Here is a 12,687-nt window from a genome sequence, read left to right on the forward strand (position 1 = left end):
CTGAAAGGGCCCGGATGTGACGACGTCCCCAGCGGATCCCAGCGAACGTGTTGCCGGGCGGGCCCCGCGCCGTGCGCTGGTGGCCGGTTCGGTCGGCAACTTCATCGAGTGGTACGAGTTCGGGGTCTACGGCTTCTTCGCGACGATCATCGCCGCGAACTTCTTCACCCCGCACGGCGGCAACGAGCTCGAGGGCCTGGTCAAGACCTACGCCTCCTTCGGGATCGCGTTCTTCTTCCGCCCCATCGGCGCCGCCGTCTTCGGCCGGGTCGGCGACCGGATCGGCCGCCGGCCCACGCTGATCCTGGTGCTGCTGCTGATGACCGGCGCCACGACCCTCATCGGAGCGCTGCCCACGTACGACACGCTGGGCGCGGCCGCGCCCTGGCTGCTCACCCTGTTGCGGATCCTCCAAGGTCTCTCCGCGGGCGGGGAGTTCGGCGGAGCGGTGTCGATCATGACGGAGTTCGCTCCGCCGGGCCGCCGCGGGCTGTACGGGGCGTGGCAGTCGTTCACCGTCGCGCTGGGGCTGCTGGCCGGGGCCGGGGTGGCGGCGGTGCTGGCCACCGTGATGAGCGAGGAGTCGCTGGGCGACTGGGGGTGGCGGCTGCCGTTCCTGCTGACCCTGCCGATCGGGCTGGTGGCCCTGTGGCTGCGGCTGAGGCTGGAGGAGACCCCCTTCTTCCGCGCGGCGGCGGACGCGGACAGCGGCACGGCGTCAGCCGCCGCGCCGGAGCGGGTGGCGGACCCCCGTGAGGTGGCCGGGGCGATCGTCATGGGGGCCGCGCGCATCATGGGCTGGGCGGCGGCCGGCTACACCTTCCTGGTCGTCATGCCCTCGTATCTCCAGGCCACCTTGAACGCCACCTTCCAGCAGGCGCTGGTCGCCACCGTGGTGGCCAACGCGGGCTTCGCGCTCTCCATCCTCCCGGCCGGGCTGCTCAGCGACCGGATCGGGCGGCGGCCGGTGATGCTGACCGGGGCCGCGCTGGTGGCGGTGCTGGCCTTCCCGCTGCTCAATGTCCTCCAGGATCCGGACAGTTCGGCATGGGTCCAAGGGGCGGCGGTCTTCGTGGCGGGCGTGGTGGTGGGGCTGATGGCGGGGCCCGGTCCGGCCATGCTCGCCGAGATGTTCCCGACCCGGATCCGCTACACGGGTCTGGGGCTGGCGTACGCGCTGTCCAACGCGGTGTTCTCCGGATGCGCCGGGCTCATCATCACCGAGGTGATCAAGCACACCGGCGAGGTCGACATCCCGGCCTACTACGTGACGGTGACCTGCGCCGTCAGCGTGGTCGCCCTGTTCACCCTGCGCGGGGAGAACCACCGCGGCGCGCTGCCCGGCGCGGCGCGGGCCACGACGGGGGCCGAGCGGAAGGAGGAGACATCATGCGGGTGATCGGTCTGATGTCGGGCACGTCCCATGACGCGGTGGACGCCGCGGCGGCCGATCTGGTGCTCGACGGCGACACCGTGGTGCTGGCCCCGCTGGGGCTGGTCAGCGAGGCGTATCCGGAGGCGCTGCGGTCGGCGCTGAGCGCCGCGCTGCCCCCGGCGGCCACCACCATGCGGGACGTGTGCGCGCTCGACACCCGGATCGGCCAGGCGTTCGCCGCGCTCGCGGTCCGCGCCGACCGCGAGCTGTGCGAGGGGCGTGCGGACCTCATCGGCTCCCACGGCCAGACAGTGTACCACTGGGCCGAGGGCGGGCGGGTGCACGGGACGCTCCAGCTCGGCCGGCCCGCCTGGATCGCCGAGGCCACCGGCCGCCCGGTGGTCTCCGATCTGCGCACCCGCGATGTGGCCGCGGGCGGCCAGGGCGCTCCCCTGGTCAGCCTGGTGGACGCCCTGTGGCTGCGCGGGCGGCCCGGTGTGTGCGCCGCCCTGAACCTGGGCGGGATCGCCAACATCACGGTGGTCGCCGGCGCCGGGGATCCGCTGGCCTTCGACACCGGCCCGGCGAACGCGCTCATCGACGCGGCGGTCGGCGATCTGACGGGCGGCCGGCTGGACCATGACGCGGACGGCGCCATGGCGGCGCGCGGCACCGTCCACGAGCCGCTGCTGGAGCGGCTGCTGGCCGAGCCGTACTATGCGCTGCCCGCGCCCAAGACCACCGGCAAGGAGCTGTTCCACGCGTCCTATCTGCGCGCCGGCCTGGCCGCCACGGGCCCGGTGCCGGACGATGACGTGGTCGCCACCGTCACCGAGCTGACGGCCCGGACGGTGGCCGACGCCGTACGGAAGGCGCATGCCACCGAGGTGATCGCCTCGGGCGGCGGCACCCGGAACCCCACCCTGATGGGGGCGTTGCGCCGGGAGCTGGGCCCCATCGCGCTGCGGACCTCCGACGACCTCGGCCTTCCGGCGGCGGCGAAGGAGGCGTACGCCTTCGCCGTCCTCGCCTTCCTGACCGCCCACGGGCTGGCCGGTACGGTGCCGAGCTGCACCGGCGCCCGCCATGCCAGCGTGCTGGGGTCGATCACCCCGGGGCGCCACGGCCTCGGTCTGCCCGCGCCGGGGCGGCCCGCGCCCAGCCGGCTGGAGGTCTTCCGCCGCTGAGCGGGGGGGCGGCGCCGCGCGGCCGGTGGAACCTCACGGTGGGAAAGGGATGTCGGCGCCGCCCGGAGCAGGAGTACGTTTGGGAACGGCCCGCTATCGAAGGGGTGAATGTGGGTAAAGGACCCCTAGTTGCCGACGGGGGGCCTGAACGGGGGGACGGGGGCACGTGGCGGAATCCGGGATGGGCGTGGGCTTAAGAGGCCGCAGCGGGATCATCAGTCTGGTCGGGGAGTGTCTCAGGCTGGAGCCGACGGACGAGCGGCCGGTGATCATGCTGTTGGGGCCGCGCGGCAGTGGGGCCAGCGACGCTCATGGCGCGCTGATGGAGAAGTTCGGCCCAGAGACGCCGTTCGCGTATGTCAATGTCGGCGGTGAGCAGGCCCTGCTGCCGCGGTACGCCCTGGCGCTGCTCGCGCGCCAGTTGGAGCGCAAGCTGCCGCGCTACCGCCGCTCGCACTTCCCGCGGCTGACGCTCGGTCTGCTCGCCTCCGACCACCAGCTGCGGATGACGAGCCTGGCGGAGGGGCGGCGCAATATCCGGCGGGAGCTGGACGCGTTCCAGGAGCAGGCGGAGGCGCGCTACGGCGACTATCTCGCCGCCTTCTTCGAGGTGGCCGGGGGCGCCGTGGGCGCTCCCGACGGCGCGTCCACGGCGGCGCTCGCGCTGCTGCGGGACGCGCTGCGGCGCGGCCGGAGGCGGCTGCCGGGCCGCAAGTTCACCAGCAGCGCGGCCTGGTACGGCGGCCATCCGCTGCTGCAGAGCCGGGATCCGTGGGAGGCGCTGGTCGAGCTCAACCTGTGGCGCCACGACGGGGACGAGGACGATCAGGAGCGGCTGGACCGGGTGCTGTTCTCGGCCCTGCTGGAGGACATGCGCACCAATGTGCGCCACTCGTTCATGCCCCGCTCGTATCTGCTGCTGCTCGACAACTCCCATACGGAGTACGGCCGTCGCTTTCTCGATCTGCTGATCCGGGCCCGCCATGACGACGCCGTGGTGGCGGGCGCCGACTGCGATCCGCTCACCGTCGTGGCGAGCTCCAACCGGTGGCTGCCCCGCTGGGGCCCGGCCACCGGCGACCAGTGGCCGTGGCGGCTGCGCGGCCCGGACCGGGCCTCCCTGGCGGACTGGAGCGAGCACCGGCCGGGCCGGGACAGCGATGACACCTGGTGGTATCCGCTGCGGCTGCGCGACCTCAATCTGGACGAGGTGCGCATCCGGATCGAGCTGGAGCTGCGCCACCACCCCGACCTCGCGCCGTTCACCCGGCTCGCGCCCTTCGTCCACCGGCTGACCGCGGGGCTCCCCCGGGCGGTCAGCCTGGTCCTGGAGCTGCTCCGGCACTCGTCCGTGCCCGTCGATGACGGCGCCGAGCAGGACCGCTGGCTGCGCACCCTTCCGGACCGTACGCCCCGGGAGGGCGAGGACACCCGGACGCTGGCGGAGGCCGCCCTGGACCATCTGCTGCGCGGTTTCGACCCCGCGCGGCGGGTGGCGCTCGAGGAGTGCGCCGCGGCGCGCGACCTGTCCATCGGCACCCGGCTGCTGGGTTCGGGCGACTCGCTGTTCGGCGAGGTCCGCGGCCGCTGGCTGCTGGACAGCCCGGGGGCCGTGACCCCGGCCCTCCACCCCTGGCTGCGGCGGCTGTTGCTGTGGCGGCTGGCCGGGCGTCCGGACGACTGGGACGCGGTGCACGAGCTGCTGGCCGAGCACTTCAGGGCCGAGGGCCGTCCGGTCCAGGAGATGTACCACCGGCTGGCGGCGGAGCGGATCGACGAGGTGACCGGGTATCTGGTGGAGCGCTTCCCCGCGGTGCCCGCCGCGCAGTGGATCAGCGAGTTCAACACCATCACCGCCGCCCCCAACCGGCTGGGCCAGGCCGGCGGACCGCTGGAGCTGCTCGCCGACCTCGCCCCGGACGAGCCCCCGGAGGCGGTCACCACGGCCTCGGTGATCCGGGAGCTGATCACGGTGCGCTGGGTGTGGAGCGATCCGCTCGCCGACCCCGGGATGCGGCTGAACGACATGATCGCCGACGGTTTCAACCAGCTCTCACGACTGCGGAGGAACGACATCGTGGCCCTGTTCAACGAGGCGGAGCGGTACCGCCACTGGCGCCATCCGCTGACGTCCGCGAGCGAGGGGTGAGACCGGTGCCGAGACTGGAATGGCCGCTGCACATCGTGCGCCGAGTGGTGATCGGCGTGATCGTTCTGGCCGTGCTCGCCGTGGCGATCCCGCTCACCGTGAACTGGTTCCAGGACAGGCGGGCGCGGTGCGGTGACGGCGTCGTCAAGATGGGCGACGACCGCGAGTGCGTGGGCGTCACCGACGGCTCGTACACCTTCGCGGACCATCTGGAGCGCGTGGAGAAGAAGATCAAGGCGGAGAACGAGCTGGTGGAGAAGCACGGTGACAAATACGTCAGCGTCGCCTACATGACCTCGTTCACGCTGACCGAGGACGACAGCAACTCCGAGGAATCGGTCCGGCATGAGCTCGAGGGCGCGTATCTGGCGCAGTACCGGCACAACCGCGGCGATCTCTCCTCCTCCCCCAAGATCAAGCTGTTGATCGCCAATATGGGCAGCAGCGCGGCCCATTGGGAGCACACCGTCGATGAGCTGATCGACCGGAAGACCTCCGACGACAAGCTGGTCGCGGTCACCGGGCTCGGCCCCAGCGACAGCCAGAACCTCGACGCGCTGAGGCGGCTGTCCGACAACGGTCTCGCCCTGGTCGCCAGCACCATGACGGCCACCAACATAGAGGGCATCAAGGGGCTCGTCCGGGTCTCGCCGACCAACGTGGACGAGGCGTACGCCGCCTCCGCGTACCTCAAGAAGGAGAAGATCCGCCGGGCGGTGGTGGTCCAGGACGACGCCCGGGACAACTACTACGCCAAGACCCTGGGGGACGCCTTCACCAAGGTCTTCCAGGACATCAAGGGCCACCAGCTGGTGGCGGACCGGATGACCTACGACTCCTCGGTGCGCGGCGCCTGGGAGAACGAGCTGCGCTATATGCCGGGGCAGCTGTGCGACCAGAAGCCGGAGGCGGTCTTCTTCGCGGGCCGCGGCAAGCACCTCACCCGGTTCCTGGACGCGATCGCCAACCGTCCGTGCCAGGACCGGGAGTTCATGGTGATCACCGGCGACGACACCACCAACCTCACCGCCGACGACCTGGCCCACGCCGCCGAGAGCAAGGTGCGGGTGCTCTACACGGGCCTGGCGCACCCCGATATGTGGCGGGAGGACCCCGACTCCGTCTCCCGCCCGTCGGCCCAGTACTTCCAGCCGGGCGGGCTGCTGGCCAAGTGGTTCCCCGACGACCAGCACCAGGACGGCCAGGCCATCATGGCGCATGACGCCGTGCTCACCGCCGCCCAGGGCATCCAGATGGCGGCGCTGGGCGATGTGACCGGGGAATCGGTGGCGCGGATGTTCCACCAGATGAACAGCCGTCAGCAGGTGCCGGGGGCCAGTGGGTTCATCTCGTTCCAGAACAATGGCAATCCGCGCAACAAGGCCATTCCGATCCTGCATCTCAACGCGAAGGGGCGCTCGGAACTCGTGGAGGTATCGGCCCGGCGGGGCGAGCCGGCCAGGAAGCAGTGAACGGTCGGGCCGCCCCGGAAGGCGGTGACGGTCAGCCGGCGCCGCCCTTGGGCTCGTCCCCGGTCTTCTCGTCGTCGACGATCTCCGCGTCCACGACGTCCTCCTCGGACGCGTGGGCCCGGCCCTCTCCGCCGCCGGAGGGGCCGCCCGCGGAGCCGCCGGCTCCGCCGCCGTCGGCCGGGCCGGACTGCTGGGCCTGGGCGTAGATCGCGGTGCCGATCCGCTGCCCGACGGTGGCGGTCCGCTCGGTGGCCTCGCGGATCGCGTTGGTGTCCTCGCCCTCGAGCGTCCGCTTCAGATCCGCGACCGCCGCCTCGGCCTCCTGCCGGACGTCCCCGGGCACCTTGTCGGCCTGGTCCCGCAGCAGCCGCTCGGTCTGGTAGACGAGCGACTCGGCCTGGTTGCGGGTCTCGGCGGCCTCGCGGCGCCGATGGTCCTCTTCCGCGTAACTCTCGGCCTCGCGCATCATGCGGTCGATGTCGTCCTTCGGCAGCGCGGAGCCGCCGGTGACGGTCATCCGCTGCTCCCGGCCGGTGCCGAGGTCCTTGGCGGAGACATGCATGATGCCGTTGGCGTCGATGTCGAAGGCCACCTCGATCTGCGGCACCCCACGCGGCGCGGGCGGCAGGCCGGTCAGCTCGAACATGCCGAGCTTCTTGTTGTACGCGGCCATCTCGCGCTCGCCCTGGAAGACCTGGATCTGCACCGACGGCTGGTTGTCCTCGGCCGTGGTGAACACCTCCGAGCGCTTGGTCGGGATCGTGGTGTTGCGCTCGATCAGCTTGGTCATGATGCCGCCCTTGGTCTCGATACCGAGGGACAGCGGGGTGACGTCCAGCAGCAGCACGTCCTTGACCTCGCCCTTGAGGACACCGGCCTGGAGGGAGGCGCCGATCGCCACGACCTCGTCCGGGTTGACGCCCTTGTGCGGCTCCTTGCCGGTCAGCTCCTTGACCAGGCCGGTCACGGCGGGCATCCGGGTGGAGCCGCCGACCAGGATCACATGGTCGATGTCGGCGGTCTTGATCCCGGCGTCCTTGATCGCCTGGTGGAAGGGGGCCTTGCAGCGCTCCAGGAGGTCCTCGGTCAGCTGCTGGAACTGGGCGCGGGTGAGCTTCTCGTCCAGGTGCAGCGGGCCCTGGTCGGACGCGGTGATGTACGGCAGGTTGATGGTGGTCTCGCTGGCCGCGGAGAGCTCGATCTTGGCCTTCTCCGATGCCTCGCGCAGCCGCTGGACCGCCATCTTGTCCTGGGACAGATCGACGCCGTAGCCGTTCTTGAAGCGGGAGACCAGATGGTCCACGATCCGCTGGTCCCAGTCGTCGCCGCCGAGGTGGGTGTCGCCGTTGGTGGCCTTGACCTCCACCACCCCCTCGCCGATCTCCAGCAGCGAGACGTCGAAGGTGCCGCCGCCGAGGTCGAAGACCAGGATGGTCTGGTCGTTCTCCTTGTCCAGCCCGTACGCCAGGGCGGCGGCCGTCGGCTCGTTGATGATCCGCAGCACCTTCAGCCCGGCGATCTCGCCCGCCTCCTTGGTGGCGGTGCGCTGGGAGTCGTTGAAGTACGCGGGGACGGTGATCACGGCGTCGGTGACGTCCTCGCCGAGGTACGCCTCGCCGTCGCGCTTGAGCTTCTGCAGCACCCGCGCGGAGATCTCCTGCGCGGTGTAGCGCTTGCCGTCCACATCGCCGGTGGCCGGGAACCGCCACCGGTCCTCGCCCATGTGGCGCTTGACCGATCGCGCGGTGCGCTCCACGTTCGTCACCGCCTGGCGCTTGGCGACCTCCCCCACCAGCACCTCGCCGTTCTTGGCGAAGGCCACCACCGAGGGGGTGGTCCGGGTGCCCTCGGTGTTGGTGATGACGGTCGGCTCGCCGCCCTCCAGGACCGATACGACCGAATTCGTCGTACCCAGGTCAATACCGACTGCGCGAGTCATCTCAGCCCTCCTCCCGGTCTGTCTCCCAGTATCCCAAAAGGGATATTCAGGAGCGGGGTGCGGAGGAGGGCCGGGGCCGGGAGGTCAGTCCCGCAGGTGGTCGACCTCGCGCATCTTGTTGGTGGCGTCGAGCGCGGCGACCTTGTAGGACTCGGCGAAGGTCGGATAGTTGAACACCGCGTCCACCAGATAGTCGACGGTGCCGCCGCAGCCCATCACGGCCTGGCCGATATGGATCAGCTCGGTGGCGCCGGTGCCGAAGCAGTGCACCCCGAGCAGCCGCCGGTCCTCCGGGGAGACCAGCAGCTTCAGCATGCCGTGACCGTCGCCGACGATCTGGCCCCGGGCCAGCTCGCGATAGCGGGAGACCCCGACCTCGAAGGGCACCTTCTCGTCGGTGAGCTGGTCCTCGGTGCGGCCGATGAAGCTGATCTCGGGGATGCTGTAGATCCCGATCGGCTGGAGGTGGTGGATCGGGTTCACCGGCTCCTCGCACGCGTGGTACGCCGCGCTCCGCCCCTGCTCCATGGAGGTCGCGGCCAGGGCCGGGAAGCCGATGACATCGCCGACGGCGTAGATGTGCGGCACGGCGGTGCGGTAGTACTCGTCCACCGCGATCCGGCCCCGCCGGTCGGCGGTGAGCCCCGCCTTGGCGAGGTCCAGCGCGTCGGTGAGCCCCTGGCGCCCCGCGGAGTACATCACCGCGTCGGCGGGGATCTTCTTACCGCTCTCCAGGACGGTCAGGGCGCCCCGCGGATGGCGCTCGACGGCCGCCACGGTCTCGCCGAAGCGGAAGGTGACGGCCAGGTCGCGCAGCCGGTACTTCAGCGCCTCGACGATCTCGACATCGCAGAAGTCCAGCATCCCCTCGCGCTGCTCGACCACGGTGACCTTGCTGCCCAGGGCGGCGAACATCGAGGCGTACTCGATGCCGATCACCCCGGCGCCCACGATGACCATGGAGCGCGGCACCCGCTCCATATTGAGGACGCTGTCGGAGTCCATGATCGTCCGCTCGTCGAACTCCACGCTCGCGGGGCGGGCCGGGCGGGTGCCGGTGGCGATCACGATGTGCTGGGCGGTGAGCAGCTGCTCCTGGTCGGTGGCGTCCGTGACGGCCACGGTGTGGTCGTCCACGAACCGGCCGGTGCCGGAGAACATCGCGACCCGGTTGCGGGACAGCTGGTTGCGGACGACATCCACCTCACGGCCGACCACATGCTGGGTGCGGGCCGTCAGGTCGGCGACGGTGATCTCCTCCTTGAGCCGGTAGCTCTGGCCGTAGAGATCCCGCTGGGTCAGTCCGGTGAGATAGAGCACCGCCTCGCGCAGGGTCTTGGACGGAACGGTTCCGGTGTGCAGGGAGACCCCGCCCACCATCTCCTTACGGTCGACGACGGCTACCCGGCGACCGAGCTTCGCGGCTGCGATGGCAGCCTTCTGGCCGCCCGGCCCGGACCCGATCACAAGCATGTCAAAGTCGGTCACGGGCCGAGTCTGACATCGGATGACACCCCGCTGGAAGAGTGAATCACCGGTCAACCCGCCCCGGGGCCGCCGGGTTTGGGCCGGACTACTCGGCGTGGGGCCAGAGATGGCCCTGGGCATCCCGGGCCAGGGAGGTCAGGGACGCCAGCAGAACGAGGCCGACCAGCCCGGTCGGCAGGGCGGGCGCGGCCCGCGCGGCATGGGCCACCAGCAGCCCGCCGGCCGCGGCGCCCACCACCAGGCCCCCCAGCAGCGCGATACTGAGCCGGCCCACCGTTCCGCTGCGCACCACGTCGACCAGCACCCCGGTCAGGGTGCCGGTGAGATACGTGGTGGAGAAGCCGGGCGGCCCGACGGCCCGCACCAGACCGCTCTGCCCTCCCATGGCGAGGGCGGCCACCGCCAGCAGCCCGAGCTGCCGGCCACCGGCGGGGTGGCCGTCGGCGGCCGCCCACACCGCCCAGAGCACGCCGAGCGCGAGCAGTTCCACCGTGAGCGCGCACCGGGCCCGCAGGGCCGGCCGGGAGCCGCGGACGATCCGGCCGCTGACCAGCGCGCCCACGATGTATCCGCCCATGGCGACAGCGGAGTCCCGGGCGAGCGCCGCGTCCATGGCCGCGGTGGACATGCCGAGCAGGGACAGATTGGCGGTCATGACGCTGGTGAAGACGCCGCCCAGGGCCAGAAAGCTGATCGCGTCCATCGCCCCGGTCGCCACGGTCAGCGCGACGGCGGCCACCGCTCCCCCGGAGCCGCAGGCCCGGCCGGGGTGTCGTGCTTTCGGTGCGGGGTCGGTGTCGCTCGCTTCGGCCATCGGCAACCCTCCGGCCACCCCGGGTGCCCCGGGCGGCCCACCGGAAACAGCGGCCCTGGGAGCGCCGGGGCTTCAGCACCCGGCCGGGGCGCCGGGGCTTCAGCACCCGCCCGCCCCGCCGTGGCGTCAGGACCCGCCCGGTGCGGCGGACGCCTGCCGCTGCCGGTGTTTCGCGGCCTTGGCGCTGTTGCCGCACAGCCGCATGGAGCACCACCGGCGCCTCCCGCCCGGTGTGCGGTCGAGGTAGATCATGGTGCACAGCGAGGAGTCGCAGGCCCGCAGCGCCTCGCGCCGCTCCGGGTCCCCGAGCACCGCCATGAGGTCGCGGACGACGACCGACTGCAGCTCCCGCCCGGTCAGCGGGCGATCGGCGCCGTCGACCTCGACCCCGGTGCCGGTGGCCCTCAGCAGTGGCCGCGGCGGGGCGGGGCGCGCCCGGTCGTTGAGCAGCGCGACGGACGCGGCGGATGGGGCCCGGCCGTGGACGACCGCCGCCACCACGTCGTACGCAGCCTCGCGCAGCGTCCGCAGCTCGGTGCGGAGCTCCTCGGTGACGGCCTCGTCATGGAGCCGCAGCCCGACGCCGTCGCACCACTCCCGCAGCCGGTCGAGGGTGCCGAGGCGCTCGATCGGGGTGCTGCCGCGCCGCCCGAGGGAGGCGACGAGGTTCAGGGCGAGGCTGCCGGCGTCGAAGCGCAGTGCCCGCAGCCGAGCGGTGACCCGCGGCCGCGGGACCTGCTCCGTCGAGGAATCCATGCGAATATAGTAACCGTCTGAAGGGTTACTAAGCGGCTGAGAACGAGGGGACACCATGCGGATCGCGATCATCGGCGCGGGTGGCGTCGGCGGATACTTCGGCGCGCGGCTCGCCGCCGCGGGGGACGAGGTCACCTTCGTGGCCCGGGGCCGCCATCTCACGGCGATCCGGGAGAAGGGGCTGACGGTGCGCAGCCCGCTGGGGGATCTGCGGGTGCCGTCCGAGGCGGTCGTCCCGACGGTCTCCGACCTCGACGCCCCGGACCTGGTCATGGTGGCGGTGAAGCTGTGGGACACCGAGGACGTCGCCCGGCAGCTGGCGCCCCTCGCCGAGAGCGGCGCCGCCGTCGTGTCGTTCCAGAACGGAGTCCAGAAGGACACGGAGCTGCGGCGCCATCTGCCCGCGGAGTCCGTCCTGGGCGGAGTGGGCTACATCTCGGCGTTCATCGAGGAGCCCGGGGTGGTGGTGCACAACGGCACGCTGCAGCGGCTGGTGTTCGGGGAGTACGACCGCAAGGAGTCCCCGCGCGCCCGCCACTTCCTCGACCGCTGTCTCGCGGCCGGTGTCGACGCCGAGATCAGCGGGGACATCGAGCGCACCATCTGGGAGAAGTTCGTCTTCCTGGTGGGCCTCTCCGGGACGACGTCGGCGGTGCGGCAGCCGATCGGCGTGGTCCGCGGGAATCCCGGGTCACGGGATCTGCTGCGTGATGTGATGCGCGAGGTGGTCGCCGTGGGACGGGCCAAGGGGGTGCACCTGGACCCCGGTTTCGCCGACGACCGGCTCGCCTTCTGCGACACACTGCCCGCCACGATGACGTCCTCGATGCACAACGACCTCCTCCGCGGCAACCGCCTGGAGCTGAGCTGGCTCAGCGGTGCCGTGGCCGAACTCGGCGCCGAGCTGGGCGTCGCCACCCCGCGCAACCGGGCCATCGCCGACATCCTCGCCCCCTACGCGCCGGGCGATCCGGCCGCGACGGGTGGCACGGAGGTCAGCGCAGCAGGGGAAGCTTCCCGATGAGCCTGCTCACCTTGTTCCGCGGGCCGACGATGCTGACCGCGAGGTAGTCGAGATCCTCGGTCTTGGTGCCGGCCAGGCTGTCGAGGTACTCGTCGTAGACCCGTGAGGTCTGGGCCTGTCCGGGCATGTCGACGAGGAACAGCTCGTCCTTCTCGGCGGCCTTGGCCCGCAGCTCGCGCAGCGCCTGCGGGCCGGCCGCCAGGATCGAGCAGCCGGCCCACGGCAGCCCCGGGTGGCCGGCGCCGGAGCCGTCTCTGCCGTCCGGCCCCAGCAGCTCCGGTATCGCCCGGCCGACGGCGGCGGCCATGCAGGCGGCCGCGTTCACCGCCCGGCCCGCGGGCATCTCCTCGGCCACGACGATCACCCACTTGAGCTTCGCCTGCCGGGTGGACTGATCGGTGCGTACATCCTCGTCGGACAGCTGGGGAACGGACACGAGCACTACTCCTTGTCGATGGCTAATGTGGTGGACGGTACCCATCC

General features: G+C 71.6%; 10 protein-coding genes. 5 read left to right on the forward strand and 5 right to left on the reverse strand.

The features are described from left to right. Positions 1 to 16: 16 nt before the first annotated feature. The 4 genes from JK364_RS05115 to JK364_RS05130 all read left to right on the forward strand — a co-directional run bounded on the left by JK364_RS05115 (position 17) and on the right by JK364_RS05130 (position 6,183). Positions 17 to 1,399 (forward strand): MFS transporter, encoded by a 1,383-nt coding sequence (locus JK364_RS05115; protein ID WP_201847882.1) that lies wholly within the window; start codon positions 17 to 19, stop codon positions 1,397 to 1,399. Continuing rightward, the gene (locus tag JK364_RS05120) at positions 1,390 to 2,562 is read left to right on the forward strand and encodes an anhydro-N-acetylmuramic acid kinase (protein ID WP_201847883.1); all 1,173 of its coding nucleotides are present in this window, start codon (positions 1,390 to 1,392) and stop codon (positions 2,560 to 2,562) included. The genes JK364_RS05115 and JK364_RS05120 overlap by 10 nt, the downstream gene beginning before the upstream one ends. Before the next feature lie 166 nt (positions 2,563 to 2,728). Further along, positions 2,729 to 4,711, forward strand: a complete 1,983-nt coding sequence (locus tag JK364_RS05125) for a hypothetical protein (RefSeq protein WP_307841159.1) — start codon at positions 2,729 to 2,731, stop codon at positions 4,709 to 4,711. A 5-nt stretch (positions 4,712 to 4,716) separates the two neighbouring features. Beyond that, positions 4,717 to 6,183 carry an ABC transporter substrate-binding protein gene (locus tag JK364_RS05130; RefSeq protein WP_201847884.1) on the forward strand — a complete coding sequence of 489 codons (1,467 nt, stop codon included), beginning with the start codon at positions 4,717 to 4,719 and terminating at the stop codon, positions 6,181 to 6,183. A gap of 31 nt (positions 6,184 to 6,214) precedes the next feature. On the opposite strand, the gene dnaK is transcribed toward JK364_RS05130, so the two are convergent. From dnaK to JK364_RS05150, 4 genes are all read right to left on the reverse strand, one after another. Then, complete coding sequence (gene dnaK / locus JK364_RS05135) at positions 6,215 to 8,122, reverse strand: molecular chaperone DnaK (protein WP_201847885.1); 1,908 nt, start codon at positions 8,120 to 8,122, stop codon at positions 6,215 to 6,217. Positions 8,123 to 8,206: 84 nt separating this feature from the next. Beyond that, the gene (gene sthA / locus JK364_RS05140; RefSeq protein WP_201847886.1) at positions 8,207 to 9,610 is read right to left on the reverse strand and encodes a Si-specific NAD(P)(+) transhydrogenase; all 1,404 of its coding nucleotides are present in this window, start codon (positions 9,608 to 9,610) and stop codon (positions 8,207 to 8,209) included. Between the two features lie 85 nt (positions 9,611 to 9,695). Then, positions 9,696 to 10,424: a YoaK family protein gene (locus JK364_RS05145; RefSeq protein WP_201847887.1), complete on the reverse strand. Its 729-nt coding sequence runs from the start codon at positions 10,422 to 10,424 to the stop codon at positions 9,696 to 9,698. A 126-nt stretch (positions 10,425 to 10,550) separates the two neighbouring features. Further along, positions 10,551 to 11,180: a CGNR zinc finger domain-containing protein gene (locus JK364_RS05150; protein WP_201847889.1), complete on the reverse strand. Its 630-nt coding sequence runs from the start codon at positions 11,178 to 11,180 to the stop codon at positions 10,551 to 10,553. A 55-nt stretch (positions 11,181 to 11,235) separates the two neighbouring features. Here JK364_RS05150 and JK364_RS05155 point away from each other — a divergent pair, with 55 nt between their 5' ends. Beyond that, a complete protein-coding gene (locus tag JK364_RS05155) occupies positions 11,236 to 12,204 on the forward strand; it encodes a ketopantoate reductase family protein (protein ID WP_201847891.1) in 969 nt (322 codons plus the stop codon). Here JK364_RS05155 and JK364_RS05160 read toward each other — a convergent pair. Then, complete coding sequence (locus tag JK364_RS05160) at positions 12,176 to 12,640, reverse strand: DUF2000 domain-containing protein (RefSeq protein WP_201847892.1); 465 nt, start codon at positions 12,638 to 12,640, stop codon at positions 12,176 to 12,178. The genes JK364_RS05155 and JK364_RS05160 overlap by 29 nt on opposite strands. Positions 12,641 to 12,687 lie beyond the last annotated feature (47 nt).

This window comes from Streptomyces endocoffeicus, assembly GCF_016741935.1.
Lineage (GTDB): Bacteria > Actinomycetota > Actinomycetes > Streptomycetales > Streptomycetaceae > Streptomyces > Streptomyces endocoffeicus.